This window comes from TM7 phylum sp. oral taxon 349 (genome assembly GCA_018127705.1).
Lineage (GTDB): Bacteria > Patescibacteriota > Saccharimonadia > Saccharimonadales > Saccharimonadaceae > Saccharimonas.
On record CP072328.1, the window covers coordinates 507890 to 525381 of the forward strand.

Genomic DNA, 17492 nt, shown 5'->3' on the forward strand with positions numbered 1-17492 from the left:
TGGTTACTAAACTAAACCCCAAATCTTAGTTTGGGGTTTAGTATAAAATGATTGATTGGCTAATCTGTTTACTACGTTACTACGGCCCTGCTCTTATTGCTAACTACCGCTTGATGAGCTGCTACTCTTTTGATAGCTCGTACTATTCGTTGCGGTGTAGTAGCCAACGTCAGTTACTTTTGCGGTGATTGTACCATTTGCAGCAGACGCTAAATCGGTTGGTGACAGCGTCCATGTACCATTGCTGTCGATTTGTTTACTAGCAACAACCGTACTGCCGGACAATAACTCAATTGACTGAAGTGTGTAGCGTCCATGTGTATATGTGACGGAGACGGTGCCGCTTGATGTTGTGCTGACTGACACAGTTGGTTTGGCATCGTCGCATTGGTGTGCGTCGTCGTCGGCATTGGTGTCATAGCTGCCATCAGTCGAGGTAATAATTTCTTTTTTGGTAAAGTCGTCTCTTGCCTTGATAACGCCAATCTCAATCTTTGCATCTTCTGGTGTACATGAGGTTGCCTTCTTCTTTGATACCTTGTCAAACGTCATTTTTGCTGTTGACGTACCAGTCGATTTATTGTAATACGAGGGAAAGATCTCTCCTTTAATATTTTGAATACCGCTTGGTGTTGTGTACCAATCGCTCAGCGACAGCTTCTTCTGGTCGGCGTATAGCTTTGATACGGCTGCCATTGTTTTATCAAAGAACATTGCAGAGATGAGAGAGTTGCCGCTCTTGAGTACTGACGTGTCAGAGTTACCAAACCACACTGCCATTGATAGACTTGGTGTGTAGCCGGCTGCCCAAATATCTTTTGATGCAACTCTACCGTTCTTCTCGCCGTTGCTTGTTCCTGTTTTGACGGCGGCATGAACACCAATCCCGGTGAGCGCCGGTAAATAATCTTGGTTCCAGCCAAGCCCGGCACGCGCCTTTGCGTCTCCTAGGATATCGGTCACGATGTATGCCGCCTGCGGATTGACGACTTGTTTGCTTGATGCCTTATATTCCTTAAGCGTTTCGCCATTGCTGTTCGCGACCTTTATAATTGATGTCTGCGGCATATAGACGCCCTGGCGACCTAATGTTGAGTAGGCATTGACATGATCAATAAGCCGTGTGCCGCAGCTACCAAGCGCACTTGACAGACCAGCCTGCGCGTCGGCGCCATTAGTGCAATAGTACTTATTACCGGTGGCACGAATGAGAGACCAGGTGCTTCCAGAATTGTTCTGCTCGTTAATCGCCATTGCCTTAACGGCAGGTATGTTACGTGAACGGTCAAGCGCCTGGCGGATATTAATGTTATTTTGAAATTTATTGTCGGCGTTCTGCGGCGTATAATTGCCCGGGAATGTTGTTTTGGTGTCGGTGAGTGTTGACCCGCTGCCGTAATTTTGCTTGCCACTGCCTTGGTCACTGAACAGCTGTGCATAGACAAACGGCTTGATTGACGACCCCGGCTGGATAAATGCTTTTGCGGCATTGTCTTGACCAAATCCAGCATAATTAAAATCGCGACTACCTATTAATGCGAGTAATTGTCCGGTTTTTGTATCTTCAATCGCTGCTGCGCCGTTCGTAAACCCAGCATAGTTCGGACAATTTCGATAGTTACAGTCACGACTTGTCATGCTGCCATTGAACATCGCTGTCATATTTGATTCCAGCAAATTCTGCACGTCAATGTCGAGAGTCGTCTTTACTGTTAATCCGCCTTCGCCAACGATCGTTTTGCCGAGTTCTCCCTCTAGCTGCTCTTTGACCATTTGCACGAAATGGGGTGCTTTCACATTGGAATACTGATCGGCAAGTGGTTTCACAGTGTCCATAATAGCGACACTTTTTGCTTGATTTGCTTGCTCCTTAGAGATGTATTTCATCTCAACCATACTATCAATCACTTTGCGCTGACGTGCGAGTAGAGCATTGCGTCCAGCGACGTTGTATGGGTTGTATGCGCTCGGATTGTTGGGAATTGCTGCGAGCAATGTACACTCCGACAAATTCAAATCTTTCGATGACTTGCCAAAATATGTTTGCGCCGCTGACTCAACGCCATTGCGCCGACCGCCATATGGTGATTCGTTTAGATACAGCCCTAAGATTTGCTCTTTGCTATACATGTGCTCAACCTCAACTGCCAAAATAATCTCTTTAATTTTGCGCGGAATACCTGCTAGCCCGCGTTTTGTTGCTTCATCGCGGAAGAACACTTGTTTGATCAGCTGCTGCGTTAGGGTTGAGCCGCCCTGAACAGCATTTCCCTGGGCATTGCTCAGCAGAGCGCGTACGATGCCGGAAATGCTAATGCCGCCATGTTTATAAAAATCCTTGTCTTCAATCGCGACTGTTGCTTGATCCATGCACGGTGCAATATTTTTATGGTCAACAACCAGTGTATAGTCGCCGTCGCCTTTATCTTCCCATAACAGTTTATTATTGCGGTCGTAATATTTTGTTACTGTGGTGCGTACGCGCTGTGATAGTGTGTCAGGGTTAATTTGGTCAAGATCTTTGCGAAAATAAGCAAAAAGCGCTGTTCCTGCCAGCACGAGCAGCAATATACATACGCCGATAATTTTCATGAACATGAACAGTCCCTGCCTGCTAAACCAGTACTTCACTACGCGTTTCGGATGTAACCGGTACAGTAGGCGCTTCAGCGGATGTTTCGGTAGCGTTGCTAAATACTCTGCTTTCTTTCGTGCCTTAGCGTCTTTTTTAACTTGCCGTTTGCGGGCGAGGTTAGAATAAACGCTCACGCCTTTTTTCGTTGATCCCTGTTTTTTCCCCACAGTAAACTTTCTTCCCATAAGCAATATTGCCCTCTATTGTAGCACTATTTATGTCGCGCGCCTAGTCCTTTTATGATACACTGGCATTAGTTATTTATAAGCGTACGGAAAGGATATAAAATGACGCTGAGCGAAGAGTTAACCTGGCGCGGATTTGTCAATCAGATGACATTCTCTGATATCAAAGAACTTGACCGCGAGACGCGTACATTTTATTTCGGTGTTGACCCGAGCGCAGATAGTATGCAGATTGGCAATTTAGCAGCAATGATGATGTGTCGCCAGTTCATCGAGTATGGTTATAAGCCGATTTTGCTTGTCGGTGGCGCAACTGGAATGATCGGCGATCCAGACGGCAAAAAGCAGGAGCGCGATTTGCGTAATGCTGAGACAGTGGCGCGAAATGTTGAAGGCTTGCGGCGGCAATTTGTGAAGATTTTTAACGGCAAAGAGTTTGAAATTGTCGACAACGCTGACTGGTTCCGCGATATTAACTATATTGATTTTTTGCATCAAATCGGCAAGCATGTCAGCATGACGCAATTGCTTGATCGCGAGTTTGTGCAGCAGCGCATTGGCGAGGGCGGTAGCGGCATCAGCTATGGCGAGTTTAGCTATGCACTGATTCAGGGCTATGATTTTTTGCACTTGTATCGTGAAAAGGGCGCAACGCTGCAGTTGGCGGGCGCTGATCAGTGGGGCAATAGTGTTACGGGTGTAAGTTTGGTTCGCAAGCTTGAAGGTGGTGATGCGCATGTATTTACAACGCCGCTTATTATCAACAGGCAGACTGGCGTGAAGTTTGGCAAGTCTGAGGGCGGTGCAGTGTGGCTTGACCCGAACAAGACCAGTCCGTATCAATTCTATCAATTTTGGCTGAACTGCGATGATTTGACAAGTGAAGATCTCATTAAGATTTATACGCTGCTTGAGCGTGAGACAGTTGAAGCGCTGATTGACAATCATCATTTAAATCCAGGTGAGCGGGCGCTACAAAAAACTTTGGCACGCGAAGTTACTGACCTTGTACACGGTCGCGAGCGGCGTGAAAGTGTTGAGCGCGTCACGGGCGTGCTCTTCGGCGAACTAAGCGTTCAGAAGCTGAATGATATAGATCTTGATGCGTTGTCGGCAGAAATTCCGACCGTGTCGCCGCAAAACGTCGTCTCGGCGCTTGTTGAAGCGGGTGCATGTGTGAGTAACGGCGAAGCGCGACGCTTAATCGCTAATAACGCTATTAGCGTGAATGGAGAAAAGATTACTGCCGATCGCGAATTATCAGGCGTTAATTTAATTAAAAGAGGCAAGAACGGGTTCGTACTCGTTCGCTGAGGGGAAATACATGAAGAAGGTGCTGGCATTTGATTTGGACGATACGTTGGCGGTGACAAAATCGCCGATTAGCGACCGTATGGCGGCGTTGCTGGGTCGTTTGCTAGAGTATTATGATGTCTGTGTGATTACAGGTGGCACGTTCAAACAAATTCGCTTGCAAGTAATTGACCGCTTGAGTGTATCGCCGCAGCAACTGGCGCGCTTTCATGCGATGCCGACTTGCGGCACGCGCTACTACCGGTACGATACGCTTAGGAACGAATGGGAGTTGCAATACGCTGAGGACTTGAGCGAGAAGGAGCGTGCACATATTATTGACGTACTCGAAAAAACCGCTAAAGACATGGGAATTTGGTGCGACAAGCCAGCAGGAAAAATTATTGAAGACCGTATTAGCCAAATCACGATGTCGGCGCTTGGGCAGCAAGCGACGCCTGAGGACAAATACGCGTGGGCAGAGAAATTCAAAGATGTGCGTCCGGTATATCGCGACAAAGTTGCCGAACAGCTGCCAGGACTTGAGGTAAGAATCGGCGGTACGACGAGCACGGATATCACACGCCCGGGCATTGATAAGGCGTATGGTATCGGCAAACTGATCGACGCGCTTGACATTTCTAAAGATGAAGTGCTCTTTTTTGGAGACAAACTCAATGAGGGCGGTAACGACTATCCGGTTAAAGCGATGGGCATTGACAGTATTGCGGTTGATGGCTGGGAAACAACGGCATATGCGTTAGACGGCGTGCTCGGCGTGACGGAATAACCAGGAACGTGAATCTAGCAACCAAATTAGAGCAAATCAAAGGCGTTGGGCCAAAAACGGCGGCACAGTTGCGCAGTGCAGGGCTAGAGACGGTTGGTGATTTGCTAGTGTTTTTGCCCCGTAGACACGAAGACTTCACGAATGTTGCGTCGATTGCTGAACTTAAACCTGGCAACGTAACGATTCGTGCTCGCTGCGAGAAGATCAGCACGCGTCCTGTGCGCCGCGGTTTGCGTTTGACGACGGCAGTACTAGCAGATGACAGTGGAAAGCTAAATGCCGTATGGTTTAACCAACCGTACCGTATGCAGCAGTTAGGCGCAAGCGATGAATATTTTTTCTTTAGCGGTGTGTTTGAATACAATTACGGGCGCTACCAATTGACGAACCCGAGCGCTGAGCTTGCAAAGGAGCTGCCAGTGCAAGCTGAGCGACTACTACCGGTATATCGCCAACTGCGCGGACTTAAGTCACGGACGGTGCGCAAAGTTATTGAGCAATTGCGCCCATTGATGAGTGTATTGCCGGAGACGCTACCGCCGAGCGTTGTTGCGCATGAAGCGCTCATGCCGCGCGCTGATGCAATCAGTACAATGCATTTTCCACGCCAGGTGGACGATGTAGCGCGCGCTCGCGAGCGGCTAGCGTTTGAAGAACTATTCCAGTTAATCTTGGCAAGCCAATTGAATAAAATTGAAAACCAAAAACTACAAGGTCATCGTATTGTATTTGAGTCTGATGTGGTACGGCAATTTGTATCGCAATTGCCATTTGCGCTTACAAATTCGCAACGTCGGGCGGCGTGGGACATATTGCAGGATTTCGAGCACGCTACGCCGATGAATCGCTTGCTTCAGGGTGATGTTGGCAGCGGTAAAACAGTAGTAGCGGGTATTGCGGCATGTCAGGCGGCGAGTGCTGGTTACCAAACTACGTTGATGGCACCGACGGAGATATTAGCGGCACAGCATGCTGAAACGCTACGCGTACTTCTTTCGCCATTTGGCGTGACAGTTGGGCTGCTTGTTGGCAGCGTGAAGGGCGCGGCACGCGCGGCGTTATACGCGCAGATTGCTAATGGTGATGTTGATGTGGTAGTTGGTACGCACGCATTGTTTCAGGATAAAGTTGTATTTCATAATCTCGGGTTCGTAATAATCGATGAACAGCATCGATTCGGCGTAGAGCAGCGCCAGCGCTTGCTTGGTAAATCGGGCGTACTGCCGCATTTGCTGGCAATGACGGCAACACCAATTCCGCGTTCGCTTGCGCTCACGGTATACGGTGAGCTAGACGTATCGGTACTTAACGAGCTTCCTAATGGACGGAAGCCGATTAAGACAAGCCTCGTCTCGCCACCGTCGCGCGATAAAATTTATCAGCGGGTTGAGCGTGAGCTGCAAGCTGGTCGTCAGGCGTATATCATTTGCGGACTGATCCGCGATAATCCCGAAAACGATCGCAAAAGCGTTGAAACTGAATACAAAAAACTTAAAAACAGCGTATTTGGTCATCGTACGATCGGACTACTACACGGCAAAATGAAACCAGACGAAAAAGACCACGTTATGCAGGATTTCAAAGATAAAAAATATGATATTTTAGTGAGTACGACGGTAGTTGAAGTTGGCGTGGACGTGCCAAATGCAACTATCATGATGATTGAAGATGCGGAGCAATTTGGCCTCAGCCAGCTTCATCAGCTGCGCGGGCGTGTTGGGCGCGGCAAGCACCAAAGTTATTGTTATTTGATGATGAGCACGAATAATAAACCAAGTGAGCGTTTACGCGAGATTGAGCAGTCAAACGACGGGTTTTACCTAGCAGAAGTTGATATGCGTTTGCGTGGTCCTGGTGAAATTTATGGGCGCATGCAACATGGCGCGCTTAATTTGCAAATCGCGACGCTTGCTGACACGAAGTTGATTACTCGTGCTCAAAAAGCGGCGCAGGCGTTTATTACGAGCGGCGAAAACTTGGCAGATTACCCAGATCTTGCGCGCGAAGTCCGTCGCAATCAACGCCTGACGACGCTTAACTAACATGGTATAATAAATAATTATGTACAGTGGTACGACATTTCGTTCCCATTCAGGCAATATCATGGGGGTTCATCAAAAGATCGACCGCATCGCGCGACGCAACATGCGAAAGTTCACGGGCATAGAGCATTCCTTCCCGACAACGCGCGAGATTCTACACTTTGAAGGTAATAATGGTCCAGATGGTATTAAACGTAAAAGCCCGAGTGTTGATGAGCCGTGGCACTATATTGACCCGGCGAATCCGAACGATCGGGCGCTTGTCGGTATGATAAACGATCATTACGTGAATTTGGTGCAGGCGCTTCGCAATACGAACCGGGTGCGCGCCGCGTTCGAGGCCGCCTGGATGGCGCATGCGATCACTGACGGTTTGACGCCAGCACATCACTACCCACTCAGTGATAAGATTGAGGAGCTATGGGGCAAGCCAAAAGAAGAGCGCCTGTCGATTAAGGATAAGAATATTATTAAAGGTGAAAATCTGCGTGACACGATGGGGCGTAATTGGGAATATTGGGGTGCGAAAGGTGTGTTTGCGACACATTTACTGTTTGAAATCGGTGTGGCGGCAGCAATCAAAACAACAGCATTCGCCGACTCTGCACCGAGCGAAGAATGGGTAAAATGTGCGGATGATCTAGGGCTGGAGCGTGTATTCTTGGGTGCAGTGCAGGAAGTCTACGCGTTAAACATGTATGAAACATTTTGGAAACAAGGATGGACGGCGCGCCTTGCAAACCAAACGCGGCGCACGCTGATTCCGAAAATTTGTGCGGTCGTGATGTACGCATGGTATGCGGCGTATCGCGAGGCGGCTTCGTGACATCAATTCGCGTCATTGCTGGCAAATACGGCGGACGTAAGCTTGACGCACCGAAGTCAAGCAATACGCGCACTAAGCCGATGGGCGAACGTATCCGCAATGCGCTATTCAACCGAGTTGGCAGTGAAGTTCGCGGTGCGTATGTACTTGATGCATTTGCAGGAACAGGCGCGGTTGGGTTTGAGGCGCTTAGCCGCGGCGCGGCGCATGTTACATTCATTGAGCGTGATAAAGTCGCGCAAAATATATTACACAAAAATATGATATCGCTTGGTGTCGAAAACGACGTTTCATTGGTCTACTCATCTGTTAGCGTATGGCTGAAATCTGGTAAAGCAGAAAATTATGACATTATTTTTGTTGATCCGCCATATCACGATACGCAGTTTTCCACAGTATCGAAACTTTTAAGTCTTCTCAAACCTGGGGCGCTTATGGTATTATCACATCCAGGAAGAGGTGAGTTTCCGAATCTAACTAGGGAAATTGTTGTGGTGGACAATCGTAGTTATGGTAATGCTTTTCTCACCTCTTTCCGCCGAGAGAGGTAAGTTTTCAGTATAAAAGTAGGCAATCTAATATAACCCGTAACCCGACGTTAGCGTCGGGTTTTGCATCATATCGGAGATCCTTCCTCATAAGTGGTAGGCGAGGCGTAAACTCCATCATACATCGCACAATATTGTTTATTGTCCACTAAAAAAGCCCTGAGTCAGGGCTTAGTCTGTCAAACTATCTCAACTATGGTGCGGATGAAAGGACTTGAACCTTCACGCCGTGAGGCATATGCTCCTAAGGCTAGATAATTAAGCTTTCTTTTCACTTAGCGGAGGAACTGCACACACCGCCGACAAGAGGCTTACAACAGGCAAATAATGGGCAATAAAGGCAAAAATGATATAAGAGTTCTAACTCGCTGTTTTTGTTTGTTATTGTACAGGGCGCAAGGAGTCAATTCTGGAGTCTAGGGCGGAGTTTAATTAATCAAATTGGATAAGTAAGATTCTCTACTCTTAGGGGGTAGCCGTTCTCAAGAACAAAAGTGATATAATTATAGTTGAAGTTCAAATAAGGGGTGGCAAACTAATTAGGTAAAAGGGATAGCGTCTCATGAGCAAATGGGAAGATCGCGTACATAATAGCGCCACGTATACTGCAGCCAAGAAATTATTAGCCAGGTTTGATGAAGTAGATCTTGGTAATGCATCTCTTGAAGCAATCGATGATATTAATCGGGCAAAACTAGTCATTGAACTCTTAGTGGATAGACTTAGTAATACAGACGACCGCTTAATATCAATATCAAATCTTGACAATATCAACAACTATCTTTCAAGTGTAAGCTCGTGCTTTGACAACTGGCAAAACGCTCACGATGATGTGTATCTAGGTATTTCTTATATGAATGGATACATTGATGGTATATTGTCGTACATTCCTTCATTAACGCCCACTATGGACATAAAGGAAACTCGCAAGGCTATTGCGAGATTAAATAGGTCAGTTGGTCAATATAAGCGTGTAGCAGCAAAAGAGATTGATAGCATATCCGCTAAAGGAGCCGCCTCAGAAAAGACCATTGACGAAAAAGTTACTGAAGCTAAAAACGAGTTTGAAGCACTTGGTGTGAAAATAGATGAACTTAACAAAGACTTAAAAGATATAAAAGATTCATCAAATAAAATCTCTGCTGAACAACAATTATCATTTACAAAATCTGAAAATGTACGTAATGAGGCAGTTAATGAATTTATCAAAGAGCAGAAACGTACAATTGAAGAAGCATTTAGTAAAAAGAGTAATGAAGCCGATCGCATTGCAGATGGCATAGGCAAGAAGTTAAATGCCACCGAGATAGAGGCAAGAGATAGCCTTGCTAGAATAGATGAATTATTGAATATGGCTGGAGATAAAACACTAATCCACGATTATTCTAGTAGTGCTAAGGAAGATAAAATAGCTGCTTATGTATGGAGTGTAGTAACAACAATTTTACTGCTTGTAATGTTAGGACTTTCTTGCTGGGTAGTTTATGAAGTTATTCATATTAAGGACGCGTCATGGCAATTCTTAATAGCTCGAGCATTTGTTATGCTATTTGCTGGAGGTGTAGCAGGATATACAGCCACTCAATCAAGCGAGCACCGCAAAGCACAGCGAGCTAATCAACGAACAGCTCATCAACTTAAAGCATTAAAGCCTTATCTGCTAAGTATTGAAGGTGATGTGAAATTAAGAAATGAAATTATCAAAACAGTTGCATACCGAATATTCAATAATGAAGAGAATAATCAAGTTAAAAAATCAAAAGGATTATTTAAAAGCAAAGAGGAAGCTCCTATTATGAGTTCGCAGTTGATTGAGTTGTTATTAGATTTAGCAAAGAAAATTCCTGTTAAATAAAAATATTAAAAATGTGGTAATTTATTTTATCTACTGATATACTTACTTACAGAAATATTTCACAATATCAAATATGCGGATGTGGTGGAATTGGTAGACACGTATGCCTTAGGAGCATATGCCTCACGGCGTGAAGGTTCAAGTCCTTTCATCCGCACCAAGTGTATAAGAGTTATGAGTCCCTAAAGACTCTCTTTATTTTATGTTGAATTGCAATAATTATTGCGACACCTCTCCTAACAAATTTAATTCGTGCATAAAACGTTCAAATGGCGTATCAAACTCTAGGCATTTTCTCGGTCTGGAGTTTATTTTATATATAACATCTACTAGTTCTTTATTTTTGATTTTAGCTAAATCAGTTTTCTTAGGAAAGAATTCTCTAAGTAGGTCATTACTATTTTCGTTAGTTCCTCTTTGCCAAGCGCTATATGGATCTGCGAAATAAAAGTCTACGTTTAATTCATTTTTTACTTTTTCATAACAAGTAAATTCCTTACCTCTATCTTATTTCTATCGTTTAAGGTAAGATAACTATGACTCATATTAACCTCCGTGTGTTTTTGTTGTTACTAACATTTTACACGAAGTTAGTATGAATTTTTTACTTGCTAGAGGTGTCGCATTTAATTTTACAATCTATCATATACTTTGAGTACTTTGAGGCGCATTGCGCTTCGGCACTTACGACCTTATACCACTCAAGGCTGATAGACCTCCAGATGCTATGCGAGCAAATAGGTGGCGCCGGCTGTGCCAGTTAGCTCGGCGTAACTGATTTCTTACTGAGTTCCTGTGCTGGTGCGCCAAAGGACATTATGTGCAGGTTTTCTATGCTAGTAAATAGCCACGGACTGAAGTTCATAATCTCGATATCGTTTGGATGTTTTTTGAGTCAGACATTCTTCGGTTATTTTATCCACGGATGTTTTGCCACTACCTCAAGCGCCATATAGCCCGACCGTGAATGACTCAGAGTTTGGTACTTTGACGAGCGCTTCAGCTAGACCTTTAGCAAAATCAGTGCGACCAACCTATCTTCTTTGACTGTCGCTACTGGCTCATCGGGGTTTTATCAGACCTTGTCATCTTATTCTGTCTCATTGCGAGTAATCAAATCATAGGCCAAACTAGAAAGCGATATGTAGTGAATAGCCAGGTTACGCTCAAGAGCTGCTGCCAGTGTGTGCGCTTTTTCATTGCGTAAAAATTGTATGGTCAGGTTCAGGTAACCGACACCGCGGAAGAAGTCTTTTTCGGCATGGGTTGTGCCGTCTGATTTACCAAACAGTTGCGTGTAGTATTTTTTGCTCTCGGCATTCATATTGAACACTTCGGTGGCTTTTTCGTTGCCAGTTATCTCTTGCAGTTTGTTGCGTACCAATTTATATGCTTCGTCCACCGCGTGGAAGTAGTCCTCGTTGATTAAGTACCGTTTGATGTGGTCGTAAACATTTTTGTTGATCTGTAGCGATATAAAGTCGTTGTCTATAATTGCGAGCGGCGTTTCATCTATCTGTGTGGCGGGCGTGATATTTCTAGCACCCAGTATGTCGCGGCCTGATACTTTTGACTTGGCATATAACTCTACGCCATCAAGTGCCAAGTTTTTGTTGATGGTAGCCAAGGCTCTTTTGGTGTTCCAATTTATATCTCTAACTTCCGGATGGAAGAACTCGACCAGGAATTTCAGGAACTTGGCGTCTTCTGTTTCCAGCAGGTCAAACTTATCAATGTACCAGTTGTCATCCCAATCATTGTTATTCACGCGGTGCTGCCACAGGTCGCCTTTCATGTCAGGGTAACGGCTGTCGGTAGATGGTAGTTTTTCTAGGTTGAATATGCGCTCCCAGAACTCTACTTCGTTTAACCTGCCATAAAAGTCGGTGGCCATGTAAGTGTCCAAAACTTCTAGGATGGCATACCTGGTTATCTTCGTGATTTTATTGGTCATCTGTACATCCTCCGTGGCACATCATGACTTTGTCTCATATACATCAAACAACATGACGTGAATCTCAATTTGTCGGCCGTTATCGTCAGGTTTGGTCATAATAAAGCGCCACTCACCATCGCGTTGCTTGATTGTGCGCACGTAGTCGCTTCGTTCAGTAAATATAGCCTCGACTTTACTTTGTATATCAGAGAAGTTAGCGTTGTCTTTGTTGAATATAACGAGTGCGGTTTTGGCGTCACGCCAAGTCAAATAGCCTAAGAGCTGGTCTATGCCCTTGTCTATGTATTTCTGACCTTTCCATAGCTTACATTCAGCAACAAAAGTCGCTTTGCTGTCGAAGGGTATTGAGATGTCTGTTTTGCCGCTCTTATGGAATAGCTCGCCGCCAACCACGCCACTCTTTATGCTCGCAGACAAGCCGACCAGCAGCATGTCCCGGAGCGCTTCTTCGTCCTTTGATTCTGACGCTCGGTTGGTTTCCATAGATGCACCCATGCTTCGTATGGTTTCAAGTATCGTTTCGTAATCTTCGCTTGATATTGTTCCACCAGGTTCATCTTTTTTGGTTGAGAGTGGAGTCAGCTTTTGCACTGAAATCCTAACTTGATTTAATGGGCTAGGATTGTCTGATTTTTCAAGTGGTATACTCAGCGCAGTCTTTATCGAGTCGAGTTTGTTTATTTGCTCAAAACGTTTGGCGACTGCTTCGACTACCACGCCTTTAACACGCTCTTCAAACCCAGATAAGTCGTTGTTTATGTAATCTATGTTTTGTTGTATTGATGCTATCTTTCCGTCTACTGCATCCTTTATCCGCTCCGCAGTGGTGTTTGATTCAGTAAACTCCAACGCAAAAGTTAATTCGTTGCCAGTAATCACGGCATCATCATACGTCATTCGCATTCTAGTAGGAATGACTTTGAATAGGTCTGCGGAACCAGTGAACGGTATCGTAATAACGACCTTATAGCCGGGCACGCTGATTGGACTATTGTCAAATACTTGTACATACATATTGTTGCCGATGACATCTACCTTGGTCTCCACTATGTCCTGGGTTTTGTTGTCCGCCAACAGCACCAGCGGGGCTAAGTTATAGCCAGACACGATGTGATCAACTATTTGCTCCTGACTGTTTGCCTCAAAAACACTCTTTTCAATATTACTGGCTTTTTGACGAGCGTCGACAATAATACTCTCTGACCATTCGTGCCATCCGATTGCGTGAAATAGATAGTTCTTTGATCGACCATAATGCATATTACTTAAATTATACAATAAACCCAGCAAATCTGAGTAATCAGAGCAAAGCTCTGTTCGGCGGGTCGCCCCCGACCCGACCCGCCGAAACCCAATAAGGTATTTTGGCAATAATTACCATAAAGAGGTTCACCCAACTAATCCGTAAAGCCCTAGTAAACCGTAGGAATGCTATTGGGCTGGCGAGCAGTTCTGGCTGGTTAGCTCTTGCCATCCATTCTTGGCAAAGAGAGTCTAGCTGTCTCGTCAGGATTCTTCCGCCGAACAGCTTCCCGAGCATACCGCTTTGTCACGCTCCAGACATTCTCTCCTTGGTTGGTACTGGCAAAGCACCCTTTGCTATGATTCCAACTCTCATGAGCGTAGCCAAGTAGTTCTTAGCTCGTCATACGCCCCACCATTTGTCACTCGCCACTAGGCTGCCTGCTACGATGTAATCCTGAACAAATTGTTCAAGCGATTGTCTATCCCCGGCTGCCGGTAATGCGTAGGGCAATGCGCCCAGTCGTAGTATCTTTAGCGCCAACTACGATGTGCTGAGGCTGTTTGGATCGCCTCTTGCCAAAGTAGCTTTCATCTACTTGTACCACACTCTCCAGCATGGTGGTGAGCTTGCTGCTGCCAGGCAGTTGCTTGCGGAATCGGGTAAACTAGCGCCGGACAGTAGTATAGCTTACGCCAGCTAATAGGTATGACGTTTCCGTTGAGCGTTTTGTTTGCTAGCAGTAGAGCAGGATGAACAGAGCTGCCGGGGACTTAGCTTCATGCCGTATAACCAACTAGCCTGGTAGCTGTTAGCTGGTAGCTGTTAGCTGGTAGCTGGTAGGCCGGTATTTCTTGCGGCACAGTTTACACCACAGATATTTGTTGCAATAGTTTTCATGAAGACCCTTATGGCAGCGAGGACAAGACACCTCATCGCCAAAGACTAGTTTGTTAAGGATCTGCCAGTATTTCTTGTTACTGGCAAACTTTTGGTATGGTAGGCATTAGGAACATCTCCTTTCACTTAGTTGCTATTCACTCCTAAGTTTATGGGAGGTTCTGGTTTAGGTTGATGGATCAATTGCGTAATTTTGTAATTAATAATATCGGTTTTGTACTAATATTATTTTTTATCCAACTATGCTTGTGTTAAAATAAATTCAGACGTAAATGATCAGGGATAAGGGGTAGTAATGAGCAAGGTTGCAACCTATTTGCGCGGACATTTGGCAGGCGAAGTTGATTTTCGCACGGATTTGCGTGCGGCGCGTGCCAAAGACGCAGGAATCTTGGCGATTGCTCCGGAAATGATCGTGTCGCCGCGAAATACGAGTGACATTCGCAAAACAGCGCGATTTTCGTGGCAGCTGTCTGAGCGCGGGCATACACTGCCGCTAGTGGTGCGCGGTGCTGGTTATGGTATTAATGGTGGCGCAGTTGGTCGCGGCGCACAGGTTTCCCTTGCAACTCATATGAACACGATTTTTGAATACGATAGCAAGCAGCGGTTGGTGCGCTTGCAGCCTGGCGTGACAATTCAGGCACTTCAATCGGCGCTTGCATTGCAGGGTGCGGGGGTTTTGTCGCTTAATGGGCTTGACTCGCGTGGTACGATTGGCGGCGCGATTGCTGACAATGCTGCGGGGTATCTAGCGGGTAAGTATGGTTCGCTTGCGGCGAATGTGAGTCAATTAGAGGTTGTACTAGCAAACGGTGACATATTGCAAACCGGCAAAATCAGCAGACGCGAGCTGAATCGCAAGAAAGGGCAGCAGAATTTAGAGGGTGATATTTACCGTGGCGTAGAAGCAATCTTGGAAGATTATGCTGATGAAATCAGTACTATCCACGAGCGCGATCAGACTGGCTATAATAGTATTGCACGTATATGCAATCGCGATGGTAGCATTGACTTGACGCCGCTCTTTGTAGGTAGTCAGGGCACACTTGGCGTTATTAGCGAGATGATTTTGCGTGTCGATTTTCGTAGCCAGCATTTAGATCTGGCGGTGCTTGTATTCGCTTCGGCAGAAACAGCGCACGACATGCTTGATGAGCTACGCCGGTTTGCACCGGCATTCGTGAAGTACTTTGATGCAGCACTCGTACGGCGAGCAGTACAAGTTGGTTTTAAGGCGCCATGGTTTCAAGAGGTTGGTGGTAAAGTACCGCAGGCGGCTATTCTTGTCGGGTTTGATGATTTTAACGTGCGTGCTCGTATGAAAGGAAAGAAAAAGCTCGAAAAATTATGCAATAGCGTAGCTGATGTTTCGCTGACATTGGACGATGGTAGCACGCGCACTTCGCTATTATCGCTCCTTGACATTACGCGTTATTTTACGCTTCCAGATCGTGCAGGCGTTGGCATACCGCCATTGTTGTCCAATTGGTTTGTGCCGTCAGAACGGTTTGAGGATTTCACGAAAGCGTTGACGGTGCTTGGCAATAAGTTGCGCGTGGAGCTACCGCTTGCGGTAGACGGTTTGGCCGAACTTGTGTCGGTGTATCCGCTTGTGCCAATAGCGCAGGCAAGCGATCGGCAAAAACTTATGCGCTTGCTTGATGAAACGACGCGGCTTGTTCACCAGTATGGTGGCGCAGTCGTTGGTCAGCATGGTGAAGGGCGGTTGCTGAGTCGATTCGCATACGAATGCATTGGTGCGCGGCGCGTTGACATGTATCGTGCGATCCGCAAGCTATTTGATCCACTTGGTACGCTTAACCCTGGTGTTAAGCAACTGAATGACGTGCGTCAGCTTGCCGGCATGATTGATGGTACGCTTCGGTTTTAGCCCAACGGAAACATTATCGTTTGGCAACTCTGTCTGTAAGAAGTGCGTGGGCATTGTTGTGTCTGTTTTCAGATCCACCTGCAACAAAGTTAAGTCTTAATTTTGGTGAGCTTTTACACCTAAGCTAGAATTCATTTCTAGCAAAATGCGCAGCTCAGTCCCAACGCCTGCAGGCATATAGCACACGCTCCGCTCCACCAGGAATCCTTTGGTTTATTTTTTAATATTTCCCCCGCCGAATTCTTTTTGTAGCTGTAAAGGGTTGTTCCTGATGGTGACACTTGTTGCGTTTGCTCAGTAATATTACTGTTTGCGAAAACATCACGTTTCTCAAGGATTAAAGGTGGTATGTATGCATTAATTAAGTATGATACAATTCTAGTAGAATTAAGGGAGATTACATAGTTGTGTGAACGATCTGCGCTGCCTTCTCGTGCCGAATAAGACGGCTGTGTTGTAGTGCTATATCAAAACTAAAGTTACTATATGACAAGAAATAACCCTAATATCCTCCTTCTCGCAGGTGCAAATCCACGTAATCGCCAATGGCTATGCAAACTTTCCGAGTGTCTCAAAAACCATAGTATCGACTCAGAAATCTTTCCGTATCTTCATTGGGATAGTAAATCTGAAATAGACATCAAAAAGGAAGTGTATCGGCTTGGAGAATACATTAAATCGCATAAGTCAACGATAGTGATCGCAAAATCAGCAGGTGCAATTATAGGAATGAACGCAGTGCTTGATGGCGCCATTATTAACAGGATGGTTATGATTGGCTTGCCGATTGCTTATATGGAGGAGAGGCACATTGATACAGCCCAGCTCATTGAGAGCATTTCAGTTCCGACATTATGCATTCAGGCAAGTGAGGATCCTATGGGTGGCTACCGTGAAGTTAGCAAACTATGCTCAAGCCAACCGCTCCTTGAGATGATGGAGGTAATAGCTGCCGACCATGCTTATACCGACCTCGCCAGTATCGTACGCCATATTGAAGCCTTTATTCACGACGTATAATTTGTTTGACAATATAATCAACTGTAGTAAGATCCTGCTCGAGATGATTATGTGGTGCTATGATGTAATCGGCTCGTGCAAGAAAATCTGCCGATACGCTCCAATCTGTGTCATAGCTCAACCGTTTGACTACTTCCAAGTCGCGAGTTTGCAGCATACGCTCACGACGCGCTCGCTCGTCAATATCCATAAATATTACCCTTATACGATTCGTGTCGTAATAGAGGTAAAGAGACTCTACCTCTGTCAGTGACGGGCGACAGCACCCTATGACAAACCTCCCAAGCTCCATTTGTTGATTGTA

The 17492-nt window shown here is 45.7% G+C and carries 13 protein-coding genes, 1 tRNA gene and 1 pseudogene; 9 read left to right on the forward strand and 6 right to left on the reverse strand.

Going from position 1 to position 17492, the window contains the following annotated elements; translation table 11 throughout:
* Window positions 1–99 precede the first annotated feature (99 nt).
* The gene (locus J5A52_02720; protein ID QUB37969.1) at window positions 100–2802 is read right to left on the reverse strand and encodes a penicillin-binding protein; all 2703 of its coding nucleotides are present in this window, start codon (window positions 2800–2802) and stop codon (window positions 100–102) included.
* 120 nt (window positions 2803–2922) lie between these two features.
* Between J5A52_02720 and J5A52_02725 the strand changes: the two genes are divergently transcribed.
* From J5A52_02725 to J5A52_02755, 7 genes are all read left to right on the forward strand, one after another.
* Complete coding sequence (locus J5A52_02725) at window positions 2923–4134, forward strand: tyrosine--tRNA ligase (GenBank protein QUB37970.1); 1212 nt, start codon at window positions 2923–2925, stop codon at window positions 4132–4134.
* 10 nt (window positions 4135–4144) lie between these two features.
* Window positions 4145–4903, forward strand: a complete 759-nt coding sequence (locus tag J5A52_02730; protein QUB37050.1) for an HAD-IIB family hydrolase — start codon at window positions 4145–4147, stop codon at window positions 4901–4903.
* Between the two features lie 8 nt (window positions 4904–4911).
* Entirely contained in the window at window positions 4912–6945 is a 2034-nt protein-coding gene (recG, locus tag J5A52_02735; protein ID QUB37051.1) for an ATP-dependent DNA helicase RecG, read from the forward strand.
* Window positions 6946–6964: 19 nt separating this feature from the next.
* Window positions 6965–7771: a hypothetical protein gene (locus J5A52_02740; GenBank protein ID QUB37052.1), complete on the forward strand. Its 807-nt coding sequence runs from the start codon at window positions 6965–6967 to the stop codon at window positions 7769–7771.
* Window positions 7768–8322, forward strand: coding sequence for a 16S rRNA (guanine(966)-N(2))-methyltransferase RsmD (rsmD, locus tag J5A52_02745; protein ID QUB37053.1), 555 nt, complete (start codon window positions 7768–7770; stop codon window positions 8320–8322). Before J5A52_02740 ends, rsmD begins: the two co-directional genes overlap by 4 nt.
* A gap of 559 nt (window positions 8323–8881) precedes the next feature.
* A complete protein-coding gene (locus J5A52_02750; GenBank protein ID QUB37054.1) occupies window positions 8882–10174 on the forward strand; it encodes a hypothetical protein in 1293 nt (430 codons plus the stop codon).
* 75 nt (window positions 10175–10249) lie between these two features.
* Window positions 10250–10334: transfer RNA gene (locus J5A52_02755), tRNA-Leu, on the forward strand.
* Window positions 10335–10393: 59 nt separating this feature from the next.
* On the opposite strand, the pseudogene J5A52_02760 reads toward J5A52_02755, so the two are convergent.
* The 4 genes and pseudogenes from J5A52_02760 to J5A52_02775 form a co-directional block, all read right to left on the reverse strand.
* Window positions 10394–10678, reverse strand: a pseudogene (locus J5A52_02760) (IS30 family transposase).
* A 586-nt stretch (window positions 10679–11264) separates the two neighbouring features.
* Window positions 11265–12128, reverse strand: coding sequence for a TIGR02391 family protein (locus J5A52_02765; protein QUB37055.1), 864 nt, complete (start codon window positions 12126–12128; stop codon window positions 11265–11267).
* 21 nt (window positions 12129–12149) lie between these two features.
* Window positions 12150–13391: a hypothetical protein gene (locus J5A52_02770; GenBank protein ID QUB37056.1), complete on the reverse strand. Its 1242-nt coding sequence runs from the start codon at window positions 13389–13391 to the stop codon at window positions 12150–12152.
* Window positions 13392–13776: 385 nt separating this feature from the next.
* A complete protein-coding gene (locus J5A52_02775; protein QUB37057.1) occupies window positions 13777–13917 on the reverse strand; it encodes a hypothetical protein in 141 nt (46 codons plus the stop codon).
* Window positions 13918–14569: 652 nt separating this feature from the next.
* Between J5A52_02775 and J5A52_02780 the strand changes: the two genes are divergently transcribed.
* Window positions 14570–16168, forward strand: a complete 1599-nt coding sequence (locus tag J5A52_02780) for an FAD-binding oxidoreductase (GenBank protein ID QUB37058.1) — start codon at window positions 14570–14572, stop codon at window positions 16166–16168.
* 486 nt (window positions 16169–16654) lie between these two features.
* Window positions 16655–17188, forward strand: coding sequence for a hypothetical protein (locus J5A52_02785; protein ID QUB37059.1), 534 nt, complete (start codon window positions 16655–16657; stop codon window positions 17186–17188).
* Here J5A52_02785 and J5A52_02790 read toward each other — a convergent pair.
* Window positions 17172–17378, reverse strand: coding sequence for a hypothetical protein (locus J5A52_02790; protein QUB37060.1), 207 nt, complete (start codon window positions 17376–17378; stop codon window positions 17172–17174). The two genes, J5A52_02785 and J5A52_02790, sit on opposite strands and share 17 nt — an antisense overlap.
* Window positions 17379–17492 lie beyond the last annotated feature (114 nt).

Bases quoted from the DNA above. Each gene is read 5' to 3' on its own strand.
- J5A52_02725 (QUB37970.1), top strand. From the start codon at position 2,923: ATGACGCTGAGCGAAGAGTTAACCTGGCGCGGATTTGTCAATCAGATG.
- J5A52_02730 (QUB37050.1), top strand. From the start codon at position 4,145: ATGAAGAAGGTGCTGGCATTTGATTTGGACGATACGTTGGCGGTGACA.
- J5A52_02740 (QUB37052.1), top strand. From the start codon at position 6,965: ATGTACAGTGGTACGACATTTCGTTCCCATTCAGGCAATATCATGGGG.
- J5A52_02750 (QUB37054.1), top strand. From the start codon at position 8,882: ATGAGCAAATGGGAAGATCGCGTACATAATAGCGCCACGTATACTGCA.
- J5A52_02765 (QUB37055.1), bottom strand. From the start codon at position 12,128: ATGACCAATAAAATCACGAAGATAACCAGGTATGCCATCCTAGAAGTT.
- J5A52_02770 (QUB37056.1), bottom strand. From the start codon at position 13,391: ATGCATTATGGTCGATCAAAGAACTATCTATTTCACGCAATCGGATGG.
- J5A52_02780 (QUB37058.1), top strand. From the start codon at position 14,570: ATGAGCAAGGTTGCAACCTATTTGCGCGGACATTTGGCAGGCGAAGTT.
- J5A52_02785 (QUB37059.1), top strand. From the start codon at position 16,655: ATGACAAGAAATAACCCTAATATCCTCCTTCTCGCAGGTGCAAATCCA.
- J5A52_02790 (QUB37060.1), bottom strand. From the start codon at position 17,378: ATGGATATTGACGAGCGAGCGCGTCGTGAGCGTATGCTGCAAACTCGC.